The following is a 22,424-nucleotide window of genomic DNA, read 5'->3' as shown; positions in this document are numbered from 1 at the left end:
GGGAGATGCTGGACGGAGAACGCTAAAAATTAGTCTGACGTCCGCCCAATGCTCTTAGCTTCTCCCGTCTCCCATCCAGCGTGTTGCAGCCTCCGACCTCCGGCCTCCGACGTCCGACGTCCGACGCCCAGCGCCAGACCTGCACCTTAGTCTTGCCAGCCGTCTTGCATAATCAGTTGCTCGAGTGCTTGGCGCTTGGCCCACTGGTCGGTTTCTAGCATCGGTCGCGGGTAAAATTCATCTACCGGGCCAAGACAGAGTATGGCAATGGGTAGGCTGCCGCTGGGCATATTTAGCAGCTGCATTACTTGCTCGGGATCAAACAGCGACACCCAGCCCATGCCCAAGCCTTCGGCGCGGGCCGCCAGCCACAGATTTTGAATAGCGCAGGATGCCGAAGCCAAATCCATTTGCGGCAAGGTGCGGCGACCAAAGATATGCTTTTCTCGCTGATCCATTAAGGCGACAACAATCAGCTCGGCGCAGTCTTTAACGCCTTCTACCTTTAAACGCATAAACTCGTCTTCGCGCTCGTTTAAGGCGTGGGCGGTTTTAATGCGCTCTTCTTGCACGGTGTTGTAAAGCGAATTACGCAGCTCGGGATCTTGAATTCGAATAAAGCGCCAGGGCTGCATTAGGCCGACGCTGGGCGCGAGGTGGGCGGCGCCAAGCAATTTCATTAAGGTGTCGTGGGGCACTTCGCCGCCGCAAAAATGACGCATGTCGCGGCGTTCGGCAATCACCCGATACACCGTGTCGATGTCGGCTTGCTTATAAGCGTTGTTATTGGCCTTTGGATTCATAAACCTGAGTTCCTGCTACTCAGGGGAATGAAGTAGCGCTGGCCGTCGCTAACAATGCTGCGCAGGGGCTGATTATAAAGTTTCTCTAAGGCGGGGGTGGCGAGCATCGTGTCGGCATCGCCCCAGCAGGCATCGCCGTTGGGGTAGAGTAGTAAAATTTTATCGCACCACTGGGCCGCTAAATTTAAATCGTGCAGGCACAGCACAATGCCGCAGTTAGCTGTTGCCTGCTCGGCTAATAACTCCATAATTTGTACTTGGTGTTTTAAGTCTAAATGGTTGCTGGGTTCGTCGGCCAGCCACAGTTTAGGGGTTTGACTTAGCGCAGTGGCAATAGCCAAACGCTGGCGCTCGCCGCCAGATAAAGTGCTAATCAGGCGGTGCTCTAAATCGGCCAGTTCTAATTTTTGCAGGGCGGCGCGGGCGACGGCTAAATCCTCGGCGCTCTCGATATCCCAGGGCGAAATAAAGGGGTGGCGGCCAATCATGGCGGTTTCTAATACCGTGGCGGGAAAGCCCTCGCCATTGTTTTGAAAAACCACCGCCAATTGCTGCGCGACCTGCTTGCGGCGCAGCTGCTGAATATTTTTGCCCGCTAATTCCACCGTGCCGCTGCGGGGTTTGCGCAGTCCCGCTAGGGTGTGGAGCAAGGTGGTTTTGCCTGCGCCATTGGGGCCGAGTACGCCCCAGGTTTCACCGGGCTTAATTGCGAAGGACAGTGGCGTGCCGCTGCTGCGCTCGGGAATGTCGATGATGAGATTTTTGGCCGCAAGCATTAGCGGCTCCGGTGGAGCAAGTATAAGAATGTGGGCACGCCGATTAGCGCGGTAATCACCCCTGCCGGTAATTGCTCGGGTGCGATCAAGGTGCGCGCTAGGGTGTCGGCCAAGGTCAGCAGCGCGCCGCCCGCTAAGGCGGCGGCGGGCAAGATCAGGCGCTGGTCGTTGCCCAATACTAAGCGCAGCATATGGGGCACTATTAAACCGACAAAGCCGATGCTGCCAGCAGTGACCACGGCAAAGGCGGTGAGCAGGCTGGCGGCAATATAAATCGTCCACTCCAGTGCCCGTACCGAAACCCCTAAAGCTGCCGCCTGCATTTGGCCGCGAGCCAATACATTTAAGCTGCGCCCCAGCGGCAACATAATAATGGAAATTAAGCCGAGTACGATTAGTGCTGGCCACGGTGAGCGGGCGTAGGCGAGGTCGCCCATTAGCCAATACAACATCCCCGGCAATTGGTCGCTGGGGCTGACCGCGAGCATAAAGGTGATGGCCGCGCCCCAGCCCGAGGCGATAACCACACCGGTTAATAACAGGCGAGTTGGTGTCCAGCTGCCGGTGCCATGGGCCAAACCAAACACGGTGACCGCCGATACCATGGCGCCGATAAACGCCGAGCCAGAAACGGCAGCGGCGCTCAGACCAAGCAGCATGGAGGTGAGGGCGCCAACCGCCGCGCCGCCAGACAAACCCAGAATATAGGGGTCGGCCAGTGGGTTGCGCAGCAGCACTTGCATCAGAGCACCGGCCACGGCAAGTAAGCCGCCAGCGCCAAAGGCGGATAAGGCGCGGGGCAGGCGCAGTTCAAATACCAAGGTGCGGTGCAGTGGTTCGCCGCCGCCGCTCAGAACCTGCCACAATTCGGCGTTGGAAATACTGACGCTGCCGGTGGTGATTGCAAGCGCGAGGGTGGCAAGCGTAAGCAAGGCCAAAATACCTAGCGGCAATAGGAAGCGTGGCAGTGCTCCGCGGCTGGATTTAACGACGGCCACGGGCGGTCTCTAAATGTTGGCAGAGCAAGGTAGTGCCTTCGAGTAAGCGCGGGGTTGGCCGCTGAATAGTCGATGGCGGAATAAAAAATAAGTTATTGCGACGCACGGCAGTAAGGCCGCTAAAGCGCAGCCATTCGTCTAGCCAGTCGCGATTTTCTTCGCCCATACCACCTGCGATAATGGCCTCGGGGTCGGCGGCCAGTACCGCTTCGTTGTCGATGCGGGCGCTGAGATTAGGCAAATTGCCAAACACATTCACGCCGCCGCAAATGCGGGTGGCCTCGCTAATAATATGCTCATTATTCACGGTCATTAGAGGGTTGCTCCATATTTGCTGGAACACGGTAACAGGCGCCGACTGGCTGTAGCGATCTTCTAGCTCGGCAATACCCGCGCGGAATTTATCCGCCGCGAGTTTGGCCTGTGTTTCACTGCCGGCCAGCTTGCCCAGCCTTTCTAGGCTAGTGCTTACGTCGTCAAAATCATTGAGCTGGGTATAGTAAATAGTCAGGCCCAGAGATTTTAGTTTGGCCAATTGCTCGCGGGGGTTGCCTTCAATCCATGCGATTAGCAGATCGGGCTTTTGCGCCAGTATCGCCTCTTGGTCAAAGCGATTGTAGCTGCCAACGCGGGGCAGTGCTTTTGCTGCTTCGGGGTAGTCGCAATAACTGACGGCGGCCACCAGTTGGTCGCCGCCACCCGCGGCATAGACTAATTCGGTAGCGCCTGGCGACAGGGCAATAATGCGCTGGGCGGGTTTGCTCAGGCAGACTTCAGCGCCGCTATCATCTTGCACGCAGATGTCGGCCATTGCTGAGCCAGCAGCAAAAAGAGCGATGAGCGCAAAAGCGATAGCGGATTTCACTGCTACCACTCGACACCTTTACGGGCTTTTATGCCGTTGTGAAAGGCGTGTTTGGTGTCGTCAATCATCGACACGGTATCGGCCAGTTGTTTGAGCGGTACGGGCGCGCCGCGACCGGTAACAATAACGCTCTGCTCGCGGGGGCGATTGCGCAGAGCTTCGTAAACTTCTTCGGCGTCGAGATAACCGTATTTTAAAACGTAGGTGATTTCGTCGAGCAATACCAGATGAATGGTTTCATCTTGCAATAGCAGTTTGGTTTTCTGCCAAGCTTGCTGGGCGGCTTCGCGATCTTGTTCTTTGTTTTGCGTTTCCCAAGTAAAACCGGAACCCATCACAATAAAGGGGACCTCGGGGCAGCGCTGCTGAATAAAATTGCGCTCGCCGCAATCCCATGTGCCTTTAATAAATTGCACTACCGCGGCTTTGTAGCCGTGGCCCAAGGCGCGAATCACTGTGCCAAAGCCAGAGCTAGATTTGCCCTTGCCTGGGCCGCTTAACACAATGAGTACACCGCGCTCCTCGGTGGCCTGCGCGACTTTCTCGTCGATCATGGCCTTTTTGATTTGCATGCGTTTCTGGTGTTTTTCGTCGTCGCTCAGGGTTGTCATAGGGGCACCTGTTAAATGTGCGCCGCCACTCGCTAGCGAGTGGCGGCGTTTTAAACAAAGGCAATGATACCTTTTATTTGGGTGTGTAGGTGATGCTCAGCATGGCTTCGGGGCCAATAGGCTGGTAGTCGCCAAGGCCGCCGCGTGCAGTGACATAGTCACGGTCAAAAATATTTTTTAAAGCCAAATTGAGTCTAAGCTGTTCGTTAAAACGATAGGATACCGCCGTGTCTACCAAGGCATAGCTGCCTAGCTCGTCGTTGTTGGCGGTGTCTTCATAGCGTTTGCCAACAAAGCGTAAGCTCGCGCTGGCGCCCCACTGTTGCCACTGGCGATCTGCATCAATATTAAATTGCTTGCTGGCCCGACGCCGCAAATCTTTGCCGGTGCTGGTGTCGGTGGCATCGAGCAGGGTGGCATTGGCCTCGATATTCCATTGATACAGGCTAGTCGCCATGCTGAGCTCAAGGCCTTTTATTTCGGCGCCTTTGATTTGATCCGGGCCATAGGTGGCGGGGTTGTATTGAATGAGCTTGTCGACGTCGTTATTAAAGTAGCTAGCGCTCCACGTGCCCCAAGCTTGATTGACGCGCAGTTCCAATTCAGTGTTTTCTGAGGTTTCTGGTTCTAAGGTCGACACGCCGTAGAAGGGGTAATACAGATCATTAAAAGTTGGCGCGTTAAAGCCCTCACCGTAAGAGGCGATGAGTTTAACGGGTTTGGCTAGCTGAACACCCACCGAGGCATTGCCGGTGTCGTAGGTGCCAAACTGTTCGTTGTCGTCGTTACGACCGCCGATTGTTAAGTCGACTATGCCAAAGTTGGCCTGCCACTGGGCGAACACCGCTTTGTTGGCGCGGCTGTCTTCGTTGTAATTGAGGTTGCTGTTGACCGTGTCGAGCAGGCGCTCAAAGCCAGCGGTAAGCACGTGGTTTTTGCCGAGCAGCCAGTCATTTTGCACGCTGTAAATGTTGCGGGTGGTGTTAAAATTGTCGCCGCTCACGCCCATGGCGCCAGCTTCGACGTAGTGATAGTCAATTTGTGATTGGTCTTTAGACTCGCCTGCCGACAAGGTCAGCAGCCAGTTTTTCAGTAATTGGAATTCGCCGCGAATATTGGCAACGCTGACTTCGCTGTCGGAATACGGCGAGCAGCTGTATTTCACAAAGCCGGTGCCGTAGCAGTTATTGTCGTAGTCGCTTTCGCTCGTGCTGTTTTGGTAAAGCGCCGACACCTTGGCGCGGTCGTTGATTTTGTGGCTCAAACTCAGGTTAAAGGCGGTTTGTTCAAAGGCGTCTTTGTCACCGTGAACACCTGACTTGTCTTCTGTGTTGTCGACACCGTCGGTGGTTTCCTGTAGGGCGCTAAGATTAAATTGACTCTGGCTATTGCCACCACTCATCGCGGCGAGGGCTTTGCTGCTACCTTGGGTGCCGGCGCTCAATTGTAGGAGCGGCTGCACGCCGTCGGTGTTGTGATATTTGCGGGTAATAATATTCACAACGCCACCGATGGCTTCTGAACCATACAGGCTAGAGCGTGAACCCCGCACAATTTCCACCCGCTCAATAAGCTCTGGTGGCAGGTTGGTTAGCGACGGGCTGCCGAGGGTGGCCGAGCCAATGCGCACGCCGTCGATTAAGACCAAGGTGTGGTTGCTTTGATTGCCGCGCAGAAACAGGCTGGTATTGGCGCCGTGGCCACCGTTGCGAACAAAGCTCACGCCCACCGCGCGCGACAGTAATTCTTGTAAGTCGACCGGTTGAATACGCTCGATATCGGCGCGTTCAAATACCGTGACCGGTGCCAGGCTGTCGGCAATCGATTGCTCGGTGCGGGTGGCGGTGACGATAGTGGTTTCCACCTCGCGGTGGGTCTGGGCAGACGCGCCAGTGGTGGCAAGTATTAAAGCACTGCTTAATGCACTTAATGTGAATTTGTTCATGGTTAACCTCAAAGCTAGCAAAGGAAGCAATGAGGGAGGGGTAGGGGTTATATACAAGTATACGACCGCTGATGGAGCCCTCCGCTTCATCGGGTGAATCGGTAACAGGCCGGTTCCGGGCTTGCCCTGTCTTGTGGCTGACAGTGGCTTACCGTTGCGGGGGCAGCGTCGGACTTGGTGGTGTTCTTTGCGAACAGCGCCTCACCAGACTTCCCGTTTAACTCAGCGCCGCGCTTTACGCGGTTTTGAGCACCTCTTACGTGGCGCGCACTCTACGGCTATGGCGCTATTTTGTCAAATTATGCGGGGCGGTAGATGGAGGTTAAACCTAGGGTATTAGTGGTGATTTTGCGGTGAAATCCGTCGAACTTCGTCGAGCAGTTGCTGATTGCAGGGCAGGCTTAAACCCTGCTTTGTGGCCAGCTGGCACAGATAGCCGGTAATCGCGTCGATCTCGGTTTCTCGTCCAGCTTCAACATCTTGCAGCATTGAGGAGCGATTGTTGCCGGTGGCGCGGGCAACCTCAATAACCTGCTGATGAAGATCGGCTAGCTCTTGGTTTAGGCCAAGGGCTTTGCTGAGCTCAAGTATCTCATTTACCACGCTGCTCATTTGGGCAAGGGCTGCTGGTTTGTCGAGCAGCTCGCCATTTCGGCAGCGATAAATGGCGGTCAGCGGGTTGATTGCGCAGTTAATTGCCAGCTTGCGCCACAGCACGGCTTTTATATTGCTGTTCGGGCTGACGGCTAGCGGCGAGAAACTCAGCGCCTTGGCAATGCTGCTTAGTTGCGGCGTTAAACCTTTGGTATGGGCATGGCCTATCAGGGTTTGGCCGCGCCCCGCGTGGACTACCGCAAAGGGTTGGGGCCGGTAGGCGCCCTCGGTGGTGGATGCCTGATAGATATTTGCGTGGGGGAATTGCGCCTGCACTTGCTCGGCAATGCCAAGGCCGTTTTGTAGTATCACCAAGCTGGCCTTGGGCAGAATGTGGGTTTCTATGGCCTGCAATGCGGTGAGGGTTTGCTGGGCTTTAGTGGTGATCAGCAACTGCTGGATAGGAGCTTTAATAGTTTCAGGACAGCAGGCGGCAATATTGAGTAATTCAGTTTTGGCACCGGCAGTAAAGCTAATACCGCCGTGCTGGCGATAAGCTGCTAAGCTGCGGCGGTCACGAAAAATAAGCTCAGTGCTTTGACCACTGCGCTGGGCGTAGCTCGCCCATAGGCTGCCAATGGCGCCGGCGCCAAGAATAGACCATATTGGATTTGCGGTGTTGCTCACCGTGATTTTCTGTACATTTGCTTGGTCCTACACATTCAGTCCGCAGTCTCGGGATGCTAAACTGCGCGGCGCAACATAACAAAGGAATTTAGGCTATGCCAGCGTTTGATATTGTCTCAGAAGTGGATTTACACATCTTTACCAATGCCGTTGATCAGGCGGGGCGGGTCATAGAAACCCGTTTCGATTTTAAGGGCGTGGATGCGCGCTTTGAGCGCGACGCACTAACGGTGACCATGTTCGCAGAGGCGGAGTTCCAGTTGCAGCAGATGGAAGACCTGCTGCGTGCGGCGCTCATTAAAGTGAAGATTGATCCACTGGCCATGGAACTGGGCGATGTGAAGGGCGCGGGTAAGCAGGTGAAGCAGTTGGTCACTATGCAAAGCGGTTTGAACTCAGATGTGGCCCGCAAAATCGTTAAATTGATTAAAGACCGCAAATTAAAAGTACAAAGCCAGATTCAAGACGAGCAAGTGCGGGTTACCGGCAAAAAACGCGACGACCTACAAGAAGTGATGGCGGTATTGCGCGCCGAAGAGCTGGATCAGCCCCTGCAGTTCACCAATTTCCGCGATTGATTACGGTGCTGTGCGCCGATGCTATTTTCTGCGTCAGCGCACGGGCCGAGTTCAGCAGCCTTGCATTCTGCTCCCCGCAAGCCAGAATAAGCGCAACTTTATGCGGAACCGTCTATGACTGATCAGCCCTCGTCTTCAACGCCAGCGCCGCCGTCTTGGCAGCAAGCTATTTTTAACCGCCACATGTTTATCTGCGTGCTAACTGGCTTTGCCTCGGGCTTACCGCTGTATTTTTTGATTCAGTTGGTGCCGGCTTGGCTGCGCAGTGAGGGCGTGGGCTTGGCCGAAATTGGCTTGTTTGCGCTGATTGGCTTTCCCTATAACTGGAAGTTTGTGTGGGCGCCGCTGATGGATCGCTATGTGCCGCCCTTTTTGGGGCGCAGGCGGGGCTGGATGATCATCAGCCAGTTCGGTTTGATCGCGTCGATGGCGGTGCTCGGCTTTATCGACCCTAAATTTTCGGTGGGCCTTGTTGCCTACGGCGCGGCGGCGGTGGCTTTTTGCAGTGCTAGCCAAGACGTGGTGCTAGATGCCTATCGGCGCGAGTTATTGCGCGACGATGAGTTGGGGCTGGGCAATGCCATTCACGTACAGGCCTATCGCTTGGCGGGTTTAGTGCCGGGCTCGATTGGGGTGATTCTGGGTGACTACCTGCCCTGGAGTACGGTGTTTATGGTTATGGCCGCCTTTATGTTGATTGGCGTGGCAATGACCCTGTGGATAGAGGAGGCGGTCGACGCTAGCATCGCGCCGCTCAGCCTGCGGGCCGCCGTGGTCGAACCCTTTAAAGAGTTCGTTAACCGCAAGGGTTGGGCCAGTGCATTGTATTTATTGCTGTTCTTATTCCTGTATAAGCTCGGTGACAATATGGCCACGGCGCTGTCGTCGCCGTTTTATATTGATCTGGGCTTTTCGCTTACAGAAATTGGCACTATTGCGAAATCGGCCTCTTTGGCGGCGGCCATTATCGGTGGCCTCGCGGGCGGGGTGATTATGATTCGCCTCGGGATTAATCGCGCGCTGTGGTTGTTTGGGGTGGTGCAGGTGCTGAGTATTTTGGGGTTTGCAGCGCTGGCCGAAATTGGCCCCGACCGTTGGGCGCTGGCGACCGTGATTGTATTTGAATACCTTGGTGTCGGCTTGGGCACCGCTGCGTTTACCGCGTTTATTGCCCGCGCCACTATGCCAGCTTACGCGGCAACCCAATTCGCCTTATTCACCGCGCTGGCGGCGGTGCCGCGCACCTTTGCCAATGCCACCACGGGGATTATTGTGGAAGCCGTGGGCTGGACCAGTTTTTACTTGCTGTGCACCGCAGTGGCAATTCCGGGGATGTTGATGTTGTTTAAAGTGGCGCCGTGGAATGAGCCTAGAGATGGCATTTGATGGTGTGGTGTAAATGCGGCCCCGTCTTTCGGTTGGGTGGTTGGCAAAGTGATCTGTGCTAACATTGTGGTAGCTTTATTTTTGGCAATGTAACGCAAATTCTTTCATAACCGCGTGGTTTCCGTGCTTTTTAAGGCAAATACCAATATTAGACGACCGCAATAGGACCCTGTAATGACATTTATTTATTCTGCTAAGCGTACCGCATTGGGCGGCTTAAACGGCCAGTTTGTGAAGGCGACTGCGCCAGAACTCGGCGCAACGGCGATTGCGGCCGCGTGCGAGGGTTTTGATGTTAGCGAGCGTGTCGACGAAGTGTTGATGGGTAATGTTATATCTGCTGGTGTTGGCCAAGCGCCGGCGCGGCAAGCGGCCATAAAGGCGGGCTTAAGCACCGCGACACCGTGCGTTACGGTGAGTAAGGTCTGCGGTTCGGGTATGCAGGCAATTATGAGCGGTGCCGATCAAATTAAGGCGGGCAGCAGCCAGCAGGTGATTGCTGGCGGTATGGAAAGCATGAGCCTCGCGCCTTATTTGCTGGACCGCGCTCGCCAAGGCTACCGCTTGGGTCACGGCCAAATGCGCGATGCCATGTTTGTAGATGGCCTCGAAGATGCCTACTCTGGAAAATTGATGGGCCTTGTGGCGGAGCAGGTCGCGGCGGAGCACAAGTTTAGCCGCGAAGAATTAGATGATTACGCGCTCATGTCTTTGGAGCGTGCTCTTGCTGCTCAAAAAGCGGGTGCATTCGTCAATGAAATAGTCGCTCACGATGGCTGTGCCGAAGACGAGCAGCCAGGCAATGCCCGTCCCGAGAAAATTCGCCAGCTGCGCCCCGCTTTTTCAAAAGACGGGGTGATTACCGCCGCCAACGCCAGTTCCATTTCCGATGGCGCGGCAGCCTTGCTCATTGGCAGTGGATTGGATGCCCAGCCGCTGGCCAAAATTGTTGGCTATTCGCGCCACGCCGGCGCGCCAGAGCAGTTCCCCATAGCCCCAGTCTACGCAGTAGAAAAATTGCTGAAGAATATTGGCTGGGCGGTTGCCGATGTTGATCTGTTTGAAATAAACGAAGCCTTTGCCATGGTGGCCTTGCTGCCGCACAAGCTCATGGGCGTGCCATTAGAGAAATTGAATGTGAATGGCGGCGCGTGTTCGCTTGGTCATCCGTTGGGCTGCTCGGGAGCGCGGATTGTAGTGACCCTCATTCACGCCCTGCGTAATCGCGGCTTGAAACGCGGTATTGCCAGCTTGTGTATTGGTGGCGGTGAAGCCACGGCAATAGCGATCGAGTTGGTTTAAGCCGGCGTTGTGAGTTTGGCGGGGCCACCGCTTTGTGGGTGGCCCCCCTTGATGTTCTGTGTTTGAATTTTACGATTTAAACCGCATGTCTGGAATTGTCTTAATCACTTCTAAAGCGTTCTGCTATTTCAGTTCTCGGCAGAGCGTCTCTTCCTATGTATATCCAGTTGTTACTTAAACGCGTAGCGTCGACAAGTCGTTGGCATTCGTTACCTATAGAATTATCTCGCTAGGCCTCAATTAATACTCGATAAGTGCGCCGTTGATACGTAGGTGTGAAGTAGCATTTAACGTTATCTAGCTGAGGCCGACTTAGCTAATAGTATTTTCACTCGGCCCTGCAATAATTTATCTAATCCATTGTTTTATATGAATAATACTGGAACTCAGAAAAGCCGGTTTCGCGGTAAATCGTCTAAATTTGTGCTGAGTCGACCTCACTTAAGTGTAAATAAATACGCTTTTATTGTTGACATAGTGAGTTAGCCTCAGCTAGAGTGAATAAAAATTAGCCTTGTTGAGATAAGAGGCCTCAGGTTTTCTCTAGGAGAATTATTTTAATGACGAAGCCGGTTTTTCAGAAAGAAATCAATAAATGCGCAGTTGTGATTGTTGGGGGCACTTCTGGCGTCGGTTTGGCTAGTGCGCTGCAGTTTGTGCAGGCGGGAGCCAGCCGAATTGCTTTGGTTGGTCGCAATATTGATAGAGGCAATGCGGCGATTGTGGCGCTTCGCGAAATACGCAGCGATATCGTGGCAATATTTATTGCTGCTGATGCAAATATTCCCGCTGAGGCCGAGCGCGTGGCGGCGGTGGCTCACCAAGAATTAGAGGGCCTGGATATCCTTGTGAATACCACCGCGGCGTCCTATGTTCCAAAACTCCTCTTTAATACCGATATCAACGACATCCCCGTCATTCTTAATCAGCAGGCACTTGCGCCGCTGTTGATGAGTCGCGCTGTACTGCCTTATATGCGAGAGCAGAAGTTTGGCGTGATTACGAACGTTGCATCCGATGCGGCCAAAACGCCGACCCCAGGCGAAACAATTATTGGCGCGGGGATGGCGGCAATTACGCTGTTCAGCCGGACCTTAGCGGTTGAGGCAAAACGCGACGGTATTCGGGTGAATGCGATCACGCCTTCGTTAATTGACGGCACCAGTGTTTACGATCGAGTAATGGAAGACCCTTTTAGCGCAAAACTCTTTTCTAATGCGGCCAAATTGGCTCATCTAGGCGTGGCTGATCCAGAAGATTTGGCCGCGATGATTGTTTTCTTGTCAGGCCCAGGCGCCAAGCGGGTGACGGGTCAGGCGATAAGTGTTAACGGCGGAATCTCTGCGGGCTGATAAAGCGTGGAGCGGTCTGCTGGTATTAAGGCTATGCAAGCTGATTGAATTTTTAACATTCGAACTGAAAAAAATAATGGTGAGAAAATGAAAAATATTTCAAAGTTAGGTTTTGGCGTTTCTACATTATCACTAAGTTGTAGCTTAGCCATGCCGGGAGCGGTGCTGTTGAGTATGGGCTCTGGTGCTGCATACGCAGCAAGCGGCGCAGCAAGTGCGATGATGGAAGAGGTGGTGGTTACTGCCCGAAAACGCGGTGTAGAGGATGTGCAGGATGTGCCACTGACCCTTAAAGCGTTTGGCGAGAGCCAGCTCGAAGCACTGAATTTCAAAAACATTAGTTCGATCGGTTTTAATATTCCGAACGTTGCGCTGGATACGAATGGCGCCACGGTAGGATTTCAGAATTTTGCTATTCGCGGTCTAGGTGTAAATAGCGGTAGTCCGTCTATTGATCCAACCGTTGGCGTGTTTATAGATGGTGTATACCTAGGTACTAATGCTGGGGTGCTATTGGATAACTTCGATCTTGAAGCGGTAGAGGTATTACGTGGCCCTCAAGGAGTTTTATTTGGGCGTAATGTAACTGGTGGTGCGGTATTGGTGCGTACTAAGCGACCAACAGAAGAGCTTAGTATCGATGCTAGGGTAACCGTTGAGACGGGCTTGCAAACAACGTCTGACTTTACGGTGTCTGGGCCGCTGGGAGATAGTGGTGTGCGGGCTAAGTTGGCGGTTTACTATACTGATGACGATGGCTGGTATACCAATGACTATGATGGCTCCGATCACGGTGCAGCTCACCAATTTACAGTGCGTCCGGTTGTGGCTTGGGATATCAATGATGATGCTGAATTGATAATTCGCTATGAACATACCAGCGCGGCCAGTGATGGTTCGATAGGGCAAAACCGCGCCTTGTTTGATCGCGACAGCTTTGATTTTGCCATGAATGAATCGGGCTTTAGTGAGTTGGAAGTTGATGGCCTAACCACTGAGCTAAATTGGGAAATCGGAATTGGTACCATCACCAATATCCTCGCTTGGCGTGAATTAACTAACGATGCCTTGGGTGATATAGACAGTACGCCGATGACTTCCTTTCATTTTTATCAAATTACCGAACAAGAACAGTTTAGCAATGAACTGCGTTTCGCTGGCACCTTTGGTGATTTCGATGTTACCAGTGGTCTTTACTACTTTACGCAGTCTTTGATGTACGTTGAAGAGCGCATCTTAGGTGGTGGCAGCGTGGTTCGTGGCGGTGGTGGTGAAGGCGACACAGACGTGCTGGGTGTTTTTAACTCCGTTGATTGGCATCTTAATGAACAGCTCACCTTAAACCTTGGTCTGCGTTATACCGAAGAAAAGAAAGACGCCAGCATTGGTACGATTCGAGCGGGCGGTGGCAGCTATGCCAGTCGTGATTTTACTCCCGACTTTGAAGACGACGAGTCTTGGTATGATCTTTCTCCGCGTATTGGCTTTCAGTATTTTATGAGCGACGACGTGAACTTTTACGGCGCTTTCTCGCGCGGTTTCCGCAGCGGTGGCTATAATTTCCGTTCTACCGTACCTGGTGCGCCTCCAGGCCCGTTTGATTCAGAAGAGCAAGATTCCTTTGAAATCGGCATGAAGTCGAAATTCTTGGACGGCCGCGCACAGTTGAATGCGGCGGTTTTCCATAACACCATCAAGGATATTCAGCGCGAGGTTCAGGTGCCAATTGAAGGCGTGGGCATTGCTCAGCTTATTCAAAATGTTGGCGAAGTTGAAATTCAAGGGTTTGAATTAGATGGGCAGGTTTCAATCACCGATCATATCTTGGTGGGCGGCTTTGTTGGCTACCTAGATGACCAATACAAGTCACTGCGCTATGATATTGATGGCGATGGTGAGATTAATTCTAAAGACAAAAATCTACATCTTCCCCGAGCATCAAAATTGACTTACGGCGCGCATATTATTGTCGATCAGCCCTTTGACGATTTTGGTATGGTTTCTACGCGCTTGTCCTTTAGCCACAGAGATAAGGCATATCATCTCGAGAATAATTTGGGTTACTACAATCCGGTAGATATGCTCGATTTGAATGTTGCGATACTTCCAGATGACAGCAAATTTCGCTATGCGATATTTGCCCGTAATCTGCTTAATGAAGTGAATAACACCAATGATTCACTGCTTCCGGATATTGAAAGTTTTGGTGGTGACGGTAGTGGTCCTAAGCCAACACCTAGCTTTACCGCTTTTAATGAAGGGCGAGTTTACGGCGTAGAAGTACGTTACGAATTTTAAAATTGATTTAAATAAAAATAGTTAACAAGGCTTAGAGGTGGTTCAGATGGCGCAATCGTTTCCGTTAACCCAATCGTATTGGCAAAAAGATATTTCTGAAGATTTATGGGAGGTTTCTGCCGGTGATCTATTGCGAGAAGTTGCTGCTGAGTGCCCTAAGCGGATTGCCTTGGTTGATGGCGTAGAAGATGTTCATGCGCGCCGGCGCTGGACTTATCAAGAGCTTTTGCAAACCGCAGAAACACTTGCGCGCGGGCTATTGTCAGAATTCACTCAAGGCGACAAGATCGCCATTGTGTCGCCAAACTGTGCAGAATGGGTGTTGTTGCAGCATGCAATGAGTTTGGCTGGCATCGTTTTGGTGCCGGTTAACCCCGCTTACGGTGAGCAAGAAGTTGCAACAATTTTGAGCCAGTGTGATGCTAAAGCGGCGTTTTATAAACCTGAGTATCGCGGTCGAAATCTTGGTGCAATGCTTGAAAAAATTGGCGAGAAATTGGCTTGCAAAGCGATCTCTATAGAAGCGCTTGACGAGTTTTCTGAGGGCGCCGATTTGTCGATAATACTGCCGGACATTCCGCCGCGCTCTATTTTACAAATTCAGTTTACCTCGGGTACAACCGGTGTGCCAAAGGGCGCCTGTTTACACCATTTTGGCGCGGTAAATACCTCGCGGTTTGTGGCTAAACGAGCGGGCTTCCCTGTTGGCGGGGTGTGGGTGAACGCGATGCCCATGTTTCATATTGCTGGCACAGTGGTTACCTCGTTAGGCACATTAGCCCAGCGCGGCACTTACGTTATTGTGCCCGGCTTTGAACCAGAATTAATACTTGATTTGTTTGAGACCGAGAAAGGCAATGTCTCTTTGCTCGTTCCCACAATGATATTGGCAATGATGGAAAGCCCTTCTTTTGCCAAGCGCAATCTGTCTTCGGTTACCACTATTCTCACCGGTGCAGCTGATGTGCCCAAGGAGCTGGTGTATCGGACCAAAGAAGCGTTTAACTGCAATTTAGTGATTCTATTTGGTCAGACCGAAGTAAATGGTGTGGTCAGTCAGACGCGCGTGGAAGATAGCGCCGAGGACCAGAGCAGTACGCTGGGCCTGCCTTTACCGCATGCGGAAGTGTGTCTTATTGATCCTGAAACCGGCGAGATTCAGCCGATTGGTGAGGCTGGTGAGATTTGCGTGCGCGGCTACCAAAATATGTTGGCTTACTACAATGCGGAAGAGGCGACGAAAAAGACCATTCGCGAGGACGGTTGGCTCTGCACTGGTGATTCCGGGGTAATGGATGAGCGCGGGTATATTAAAATTACGGGCCGCCTCAAAGATATGATTATTCGCGGTGGAATGAATATTTACCCCCGTGAGATCGAAGAGGTTTTATTTAATCATCCGGCGATTAACCAAGCGAGTGTTATTGGTATTCCCGATCCGTATTGGGGTGAAGTAATCGCTGCGATCATTATTCCAGAAAAAGGCTGTGAGCCGCCAAATTTCGATGTGCTATTTAGTCACTGTAGGGCACATTTGTCGCCTCATAAATCACCTGTTAAATGGGCTATAGTCGACGATTTTCCGCTAACGCCGTCGGGAAAGGTGCAAAAATTTGCCCTCCGAGATTTGGCCGTCAAAGGCGATTTGATACTGCATGATATTGATAAAAAATCGGCCTTAAAGGCTTAGGGCGCTCGGGCTTGCTTGAGCTGAAGGGATGATCAGGCAAGGGATTGTTAGCGCACTTTAATTTTAGCGAGAATGTTATGTAAGCCGCCAGTGTACGGAGCTGTCTGTGATAGTATTTGCGCGCGTAAGAAGTGAGGAGCAGCAGATGGCAGAAAAGAAACCCAGTACTAATGTCCGCATGTCGAGAGAAGACCGGATTGCCAGTATTTTAGTTAAGGCCAAGCGTCATCTTGGCCGAGTTGGTCATGAAAATTTTTCGCCGGTTGAAGTAGCTCAGGACTGCGGTGTATCTGAGGCGACTATCTATCGTTATTTTGCCAGCCGGCACGACTTATTGGTGCATGTGGCTGAGTTTTGGGTAGAAGAGCTGTTGGTCGGTGCGCCTGTTTTGAAGGAGCACGACAGTATTTACGATCGTCTTCGTCAAGTTATTTGGTACAGCCTCTGGGTTATTTATTCAGAACCTGCGCTGTCGAAATTTGTGTTGATGGTAATTCGCAGTGAGCCTGATTTCCGCTCATCTAGGATTTACGCTTTAAATAAGCGCTTTACCTCTCATACCAAAATGGTCATAGAGGATGCGATAAACCAAGGTGTTTTTCGTAGCGATGTACCGGCATCAATGGTGCGAAATATGATTTTCGGTACCATCGAGCATGAGGTGTGGTCGTACTTGCAAGCAGGCGTCGATTTTTCACTTGATGGCTCTGCAGATTTGATTACCGATATTGTGTTTAAAGGTTTGGCCGTTGAGCCACCGGTCGATGTTGAGGTTTTTAATCGCTCAATGGCGGCAATAGAAAAAGGTGTTAAGGAAATTGACGCGGCGATGAAGCAGCTACAAGGCACTGCTGCGGATGAAAAGCCCCTGCACCTAGATTAGTCGCACCGATAGCGCAAATTTTATCACAGTGATTAGATTGTATGGGCGCTATCTTAACGCTGAAAATAGGTGTGCGATGGGCGCGGGCCCTGAGGATGGCGCCCACCGAGATGGACTTTATACGAAGGCTCCCGCACGGAGCAATAAGGAGAAAAATTTTGGCTTCCCAAATACCTAAAACCATACAAGCTGCGGTAATCAGAAACACTGGTGCCCCGTGGGTAATCGAAGACATGGAACTCGCGCCGCTACGCGATGATGAGGTGCTTGTTGAGATGGTCGGCTGCGGCATGTGCCACACCGACATTGCCTGCCGAGACGGTGATTACCCAGTGTCGCTGCCTATGGTCGTTGGCCACGAAGGCGCCGGAATTATTAGGGAGACGGGTGCTCAGGTCGATAAAATTAAGGTCGGGGATCATGTTGTGCTTAGCTTTGATTCCTGTGGTGGGTGTCCGAACTGTGATAGTGATAAACCTGCTTACTGCTATAGCTTCTTTGAAATTAATACCTCTGGTCGGCGTATCGCCGATCAATCTACGCCATTGACGCAGAACGGTGAACCGATTAATGCGATGTTCTTTGGGCAGTCGTCCTTTGCGACCTTTGCAATAGCGCGAATGTCTAACGCAGTTGTTATTGACAAGAGCCTGCCCTTAGCAAAGATGGGCCCGCTGGGTTGCGGCGTGCAAACTGGCGCTGGCGCCGCGGTGAACTCCTTGGGGGTTGGGCCGGGAAATTCACTGCTTATCTTTGGTGGCGGCGCTGTAGGCCTCAGTGCTTTGCTCGGCGCACGCGCAGTGGGCGCCGGCGAAGTGATTGTAGTTGAGCCGAATGCCGAGCGCCGAGCCCTTGCCATGGAGCTTGGTGCGACCCATGTTATTGATCCGTCTGCGGGGGTTGATGTGTTGGCGGAGGTACGCAAGTTAAATGGCGGAGTGCAATTTGCGCTCGACACCACGGGTCGTCCGGACGTGGTTGCGGTGGGAATTGAAGCTCTGTTGACAGGCGGGCAGCTTGGGCTGCTCGGCATTCCACCTGCAGATGCAATGCTGCCCGCTAATATGATGAGTATGCTCGGCCGCGGGATTACCGTGAAGGCCATTATCGAGGGCGATTCCGATCCGCAGGAGTTCATTCCACGGATGGCGGCGTGGTACCAAGAAGGTCGTTTTCCCTTCGACCGTATGGTTAAGACATTTCCGTTTGCTCAAATCAATGAAGCCGCGCAGGCGTCGGTGAGCGGTGCGGTTGTTAAGCCAGTACTTATTTTTTAAATGGACAAACGAATGTGAATTTAAGCTTAGCGTCTGTTGAGTTGAACGTGATTCAGGCGCTACTTAAAAACTGGTTAAACTCACCCTTTTTAGCCAGCTATTGCCCGATAAGGTAAATTATCGGGCTTTTTTTGTGGTGAATTTAGGTTTTGCCCCGTTCGCCGCGACAGTGTGTTGGTAAGCTAGCTGAAAAGTTTTGGGGGGATTACTTTGGGGGCTAAATTGCGGCGCTTAGCGGGAGTAATACGGCTGAGCTACTGTCGATTTTCTTGTGGTTGATAAGCTGGGAAACGCCGGTTTTTCCGCATGTAATGCGTGCGATGAATTTTCGACTCATTAGGTTTTACAATGTGCAATATCAATACACTGTTGTAAGCGTTTAGCGTGCTTACGTTGTGCATTTTACGCAGTCGGGAATGCTGCGGTTTTTGGGTTTAAACGCGGCTTCTACTTTGCTCTCTAGGGCTTGTATTTTTTCTGGATCGTATTGTGTGATTTGCCGACCGCTTGAGATTTCTAAGGCCAGCAGCGCCGCGCCATAGGCGCCCATAATTTGCGGGTCATCGGGGACCTGCATTTTTTGCTTTAATGCCGCTTCCAAAAAATGCACCGCGGCGGGGTTTTTGGCAACGCCGCCGGTCATGATAATGCCATCGCGCTTGCCCACCATGGCCACTAAGCCTAGGGCGCGGTGAGCGATGGCGCGGTGTACCGAGGCGGCAACATCGGCTGGGTCAGCGCCTTCGGCCAGCAGTGAAATAATTTCGGTTTCGGCAAACGTGGCGCACATGGTGCTCACTTCTAAATCTTGAGTCCCCTTCATTGCCAGTACGCCAACTTCGCTAATGTCGCATTCTAGCGCGCGGGCGAGCACTTCATAGAAGCGGCCGGTACCGCTGGCGCAGCGATCATTCATGGCAAAGTTGTCTACCAGCCCCTGTTCGTCTAAGGCAATCACTTTGCTGTCTTGCCCGCCAATGTCAATAACCAAGTTGGCTTCAGGAAACAGTGCGGCCACGCCTCGGGCATGGCAGGTGATTTCGGTAAACGTGCGTCCGACCTCGGGTACCAAGCGGCGGCCATAACCGGTGCCGATGGTGTAGCTGACATCCTTTTGAGTGATGCCTGCGCTGGCAAGTGCGCTTTCTACCGCTTGCTCCATGCCGCGCCGACTCACTGCCCCCATTTGCACAATGTGGGCGCTTAGCACCTTGGCTTGATCGTCTAGAACGACTGCCTTAGCGGTAGTTGAACCCAGATCAACACCCATAAAATACGCTGTGCTCATATGTGTTTCCTTGCCCCGGTTAAGAGGCGTGCAATCAGGCGTTGGACGCGGATGATGCTATAAAGTCTCTAGAGCGGCGCACGTCAATGGTTTCTAACATGGCTTCTAAGCGGCTTTCCAGCAGTTCACCTTTATAGAATGATTCATCGGCAACGTCGCCCTCAAAGAAAATCGATGGCAGGCCCATTTCTTTTTGCATGGCCTTGGCGAGCATTTGTTGCGGCCCAGTAAATGCACGGCAGGTGCGGGTTGAATGAAATACGATGCCGTCTAGGCCATACAGTTCGCAGTCGTGCTTGGTGAAGTGTTTAATGGTTTGAAAGCCGTGATTGGTTGGGCAGAGCAAGTAATGTTGCGCCATGCCGCGTATCGGGTCATCGGTGTCGATTAATTGGGGTTCCTGCCAGAAGGCATTGTGGGTGTAGCGGCCGGCTACGATGGCAACTTTGCGCTCGGCGAATACTCTGGCGAGGGTGCCGAGCTTGTTCCAGTTCATAATGCCGTCAAAGTAGAGGCGGTATTTTTCATCCTTAATCGCGCTTTCGCCGCTGGCGACGCGATGGGCAATTTCGTCCCGAATATTGCTGAAGTACTCCACCAATTCCGGTCCGGCCGGTAAAAAGTTGATGTGGGCAACGCTGGCTATCCAATCCCAGAAGGTGGCGGGCGCAGGCAGGTTGGCGCACATGGCCATGGCCTCGCGGCGAATTTCTGAGGCTTCTTTGATGTACTTCATACCTTGGCGCAGGGCGTCCCAGTCAAAGGGGCGGCCGGTTTGCACTTCGATAAAGTCGATTAACTTATAGAGTTGCGCGGCAACGTAATCGGATGCTTCTTCCCATTCTTGGCCTTTTAAATAGCCCGCGTCGGGTCGGTTGCTCCACAAAAAGGGGAGTGACACATTAAAAATAGGTGTTTCTTTGCCCAGTATCCGGTGGGTGATCTCGTCCCACTGCTGGCCGGTGCTGCAGCCGGCATAGCAATTAACAATAAAATTAGGCATGGGTAGGCGGCTGGCTAAGTCGTCGCGCTCGGCGTCGTCAACAATGCCTTTGCTATATTTTTCTTTCGCTTGCCTTGCTAAAAGCGCGGTACCTAGGTGGGTGCGAGCATAGGAGCACAGCTCGCCTACGTAGCCGTATTCTTGAGCGGCCAGCTGAGCGGATTTCTCTAATTTTTGGGCAGAGAGCCGCGCGGCAAAGGCCTCGCCGTGGGCCCATTCAAGACCAGCGGCCTGGAAAATAGGGTTGAGGGCGGCGCCGTTATACCACACCAGTTGGGCGTCCCGCTCATTGGCGGTAAAAATGCGATCCCAGTAATCTGCGATCATGTGGCGCCCTGCGTCGTTGCTTTTCAGGCGGTTTACACTGCTTGGTGTTGCGCTGCTCATTACGCTGACTCCTGTGTGATTTGGCGGGTGGGTGACTTGCGTCGTATCCGCTCGATCATGGCTTCCACTCGGGTGCGGATGGTTTCCACCGGCATGCCCTCGTGCTCTGTTTCGATTAGTAGGTGGGGAATATTGTGAGTGTTGAGGGTTTTGCGTAGCTCAGGGTAATAAAACATATGGGCTTCGCAGAACTTGGCCATCACTACAATCACGCCTTCGGCGCCGCTATTGTCTAGCGCGTTGAGTAGATAGCTATCCCAGTCGACGGTCTTTTGTACGCGGGTTGGGCAGGGAATTGTTTCATTTCTGGCAAAATACCAGTCGGCCAGTGCCATTCTTGGCGGCATTGATTCTTTGATGTCGGTAGAGATGTAGCGGGCGCCGGTATACAGGTCGTCGTCAACAATAACGGCGCCGCAGTCTTCCAGTAGCTCAAATAATTCGACTCTAGGGGCATGGCAGAAATGGCCAGAGAGATGGAGGCGAATGCGCTGGTCTCTGGGTTTTGCCACGGCATCCGCTAAGACAGATTCTAGTAAAGCCGAGTGCTCGTTCTTGTCCATAATCATGCTCGACACAATCATGGCCTGCAGCTCTGCCGGCGAGAATTGAGCGTCGCCATTGCGGCGTGCAGCAAAGATGTTTCTTAATAGTTGGCGATTCTTGTTGTTGGACTGAATGCAGGCGAGTAAGGCTTCGTCGCTAATGGGTTGCCCCGTAACTCGCTCGGCTTCAATGATAAAAGCCTCTATTTTTTCCTGTACTTGGGTTTTGGTCCAAGAGTCGTCCATGGCGGCAATTAGGTGCTCAAAGTAAACCGGCTTGTCGGGTAGCAGCTCGCGCACCACATCCACTGACCCTAGCAGTTGAATGCAGTGGTCGGCGTTCATGAAGGCGTCAAAAATATCGAGCATGCCTTTAGCCGCTTGGTCGGCAATGCTGCGGGTGTAGCCACAGTAAAATTCTGCGAGCAGGCTGTTGCCTTCAGAGATGGGCTCCTTGCTGTCTTGAATAATGACGGGTAAGGCGCCCGTAGCCGCAATAATTTCTACAGGAAAGTTCATGGGGAAGATGCCAATGACTGGCATTTTCTGCTTACTTTTCCAGTCGGCAATGTAAAGCTCTGGGTGAGCTGCGATGTTTTTCATCGTCTGGAGTGCATCTGCTCGGTTTTCATTCATAAATATTCTGCTCTTGTATTGGCATGAAATAGGCCGGCCAGCAGGTAGGTTGCGGTTAGAGCTTGTGGGCGTTGCGCATTTTATGCTGATGCCCTGTGCTCGCTTGGTATGGCCTAGCGCAAGTGTTTATTATGTTAGCTGAGTAATACTCAGCATGTCAAGATTATCCCTTTGTGTTTCTTTTTTGGCGGCGATGATTGGTTATAATATGCTGATTATTAACGGTATTTATTTATTTTTTTGAAGGTGTGTAGTGCTTTTTGAGAATGAATTCATATTTCTGTTTGTTGGTTTTTGATGCTATTTTTCTATTTTGGTGAGTTTAACTCATTTTATTGTTAAGTCGTGGCGTGTGCTTGCAGTTTGGACTTTATTTTGGATTCAAACTTGTGAGTCGAGGTTGCGCGGCTAGCGTACGGCATTGGCGCGCGAGCATGCAGTCTCGCCGCTGTCGGTTATTCTTTTGTTCGCTGTTGAGTAAACCAATACTCGCTGTCGCGAATATTGGTTCAGCTTGGGT

The 22,424-nt window shown here is 52.3% G+C and carries 18 protein-coding genes and 1 riboswitch; of the genes, 8 read left to right on the top strand and 10 right to left on the bottom strand.

What is annotated here, in order from left to right:
- Window positions 1–146: 146 nt before the first annotated feature.
- From bluB to P1U47_RS14995, 7 genes are all read right to left on the bottom strand, one after another.
- The gene (bluB, locus tag P1U47_RS15025; protein WP_301030025.1) at window positions 147–803 is read right to left on the bottom strand and encodes a 5,6-dimethylbenzimidazole synthase; all 657 of its coding nucleotides are present in this window, start codon (window positions 801–803) and stop codon (window positions 147–149) included.
- Window positions 800–1,579, bottom strand: coding sequence for an ABC transporter ATP-binding protein (locus tag P1U47_RS15020; RefSeq protein ID WP_301030024.1), 780 nt, complete (start codon window positions 1,577–1,579; stop codon window positions 800–802). The genes bluB and P1U47_RS15020 overlap by 4 nt, the downstream gene beginning before the upstream one ends.
- Window positions 1,579–2,577, bottom strand: coding sequence for an iron ABC transporter permease (locus P1U47_RS15015; protein ID WP_301030023.1), 999 nt, complete (start codon window positions 2,575–2,577; stop codon window positions 1,579–1,581). The genes P1U47_RS15020 and P1U47_RS15015 overlap by 1 nt, the downstream gene beginning before the upstream one ends.
- Window positions 2,564–3,442, bottom strand: coding sequence for a cobalamin-binding protein (locus tag P1U47_RS15010; protein ID WP_301030022.1), 879 nt, complete (start codon window positions 3,440–3,442; stop codon window positions 2,564–2,566). Before P1U47_RS15010 ends, P1U47_RS15015 begins: the two co-directional genes overlap by 14 nt.
- Window positions 3,443–3,444: 2 nt before the next feature.
- Complete coding sequence (gene cobO, locus P1U47_RS15005) at window positions 3,445–4,053, bottom strand: cob(I)yrinic acid a,c-diamide adenosyltransferase (protein ID WP_008251527.1); 609 nt, start codon at window positions 4,051–4,053, stop codon at window positions 3,445–3,447.
- A 73-nt stretch (window positions 4,054–4,126) separates the two neighbouring features.
- The gene (locus P1U47_RS15000; RefSeq protein ID WP_301030021.1) at window positions 4,127–5,998 is read right to left on the bottom strand and encodes a TonB-dependent receptor; all 1,872 of its coding nucleotides are present in this window, start codon (window positions 5,996–5,998) and stop codon (window positions 4,127–4,129) included.
- An 89-nt stretch (window positions 5,999–6,087) separates the two neighbouring features.
- A riboswitch (cobalamin riboswitch) is annotated at window positions 6,088–6,270 on the bottom strand.
- Window positions 6,271–6,334: 64 nt separating this feature from the next.
- Entirely contained in the window at window positions 6,335–7,279 is a 945-nt protein-coding gene (locus P1U47_RS14995) for a ketopantoate reductase family protein (protein WP_301030020.1), read from the bottom strand.
- Window positions 7,280–7,374: 95 nt separating this feature from the next.
- Between P1U47_RS14995 and P1U47_RS14990 the strand changes: the two genes are divergently transcribed.
- From P1U47_RS14990 to P1U47_RS14955, 8 genes are all read left to right on the top strand, one after another.
- Window positions 7,375–7,857, top strand: a complete 483-nt coding sequence (locus tag P1U47_RS14990) for a YajQ family cyclic di-GMP-binding protein (protein WP_301030019.1) — start codon at window positions 7,375–7,377, stop codon at window positions 7,855–7,857.
- A 114-nt stretch (window positions 7,858–7,971) separates the two neighbouring features.
- Window positions 7,972–9,243 carry an AmpG family muropeptide MFS transporter gene (locus tag P1U47_RS14985; RefSeq protein ID WP_301030018.1) on the top strand — a complete coding sequence of 424 codons (1,272 nt, stop codon included), beginning with the start codon at window positions 7,972–7,974 and terminating at the stop codon, window positions 9,241–9,243.
- Window positions 9,244–9,417: 174 nt separating this feature from the next.
- The gene (locus P1U47_RS14980; protein ID WP_301030017.1) at window positions 9,418–10,545 is read left to right on the top strand and encodes a thiolase family protein; all 1,128 of its coding nucleotides are present in this window, start codon (window positions 9,418–9,420) and stop codon (window positions 10,543–10,545) included.
- A gap of 560 nt (window positions 10,546–11,105) precedes the next feature.
- The gene (locus P1U47_RS14975; protein WP_301030016.1) at window positions 11,106–11,897 is read left to right on the top strand and encodes an SDR family oxidoreductase; all 792 of its coding nucleotides are present in this window, start codon (window positions 11,106–11,108) and stop codon (window positions 11,895–11,897) included.
- A gap of 87 nt (window positions 11,898–11,984) precedes the next feature.
- Window positions 11,985–14,195, top strand: a complete 2,211-nt coding sequence (locus P1U47_RS14970) for a TonB-dependent receptor (RefSeq protein ID WP_301030015.1) — start codon at window positions 11,985–11,987, stop codon at window positions 14,193–14,195.
- Window positions 14,196–14,241: 46 nt separating this feature from the next.
- The gene (locus P1U47_RS14965) at window positions 14,242–15,885 is read left to right on the top strand and encodes an AMP-binding protein (RefSeq protein ID WP_301030014.1); all 1,644 of its coding nucleotides are present in this window, start codon (window positions 14,242–14,244) and stop codon (window positions 15,883–15,885) included.
- Between the two features lie 145 nt (window positions 15,886–16,030).
- Window positions 16,031–16,768, top strand: coding sequence for a TetR/AcrR family transcriptional regulator (locus P1U47_RS14960; protein WP_301030013.1), 738 nt, complete (start codon window positions 16,031–16,033; stop codon window positions 16,766–16,768).
- Between the two features lie 158 nt (window positions 16,769–16,926).
- On the top strand, window positions 16,927–18,045 hold the full coding sequence (locus tag P1U47_RS14955) for an NAD(P)-dependent alcohol dehydrogenase (protein ID WP_301030012.1): 1,119 nt from the start codon (window positions 16,927–16,929) through the stop codon (window positions 18,043–18,045).
- 388 nt (window positions 18,046–18,433) lie between these two features.
- Here P1U47_RS14955 and P1U47_RS14950 read toward each other — a convergent pair whose 3' ends face one another.
- Genes P1U47_RS14950 through P1U47_RS14940 form a run of 3 tightly spaced genes read right to left on the bottom strand, consistent with a single transcriptional unit; the run spans window position 18,434 to window position 21,904 of the window.
- Window positions 18,434–19,333 carry an acyl-CoA dehydratase activase gene (locus P1U47_RS14950; protein ID WP_301030011.1) on the bottom strand — a complete coding sequence of 300 codons (900 nt, stop codon included), beginning with the start codon at window positions 19,331–19,333 and terminating at the stop codon, window positions 18,434–18,436.
- A gap of 34 nt (window positions 19,334–19,367) precedes the next feature.
- Window positions 19,368–20,723, bottom strand: a complete 1,356-nt coding sequence (locus P1U47_RS14945; RefSeq protein ID WP_301030010.1) for a 2-hydroxyacyl-CoA dehydratase subunit D — start codon at window positions 20,721–20,723, stop codon at window positions 19,368–19,370.
- Complete coding sequence (locus P1U47_RS14940) at window positions 20,723–21,904, bottom strand: 2-hydroxyacyl-CoA dehydratase subunit D (RefSeq protein ID WP_301030009.1); 1,182 nt, start codon at window positions 21,902–21,904, stop codon at window positions 20,723–20,725. The genes P1U47_RS14945 and P1U47_RS14940 overlap by 1 nt, the downstream gene beginning before the upstream one ends.
- Window positions 21,905–22,424 lie beyond the last annotated feature (520 nt).

Source organism: Zhongshania sp. (genome assembly GCF_029212375.1).
Lineage (GTDB): Bacteria > Pseudomonadota > Gammaproteobacteria > Pseudomonadales > Spongiibacteraceae > Spongiibacter.
Note: the sequence above shows the minus strand (reverse complement) of the source record. Positions and strands in the feature narration are given on the sequence as shown.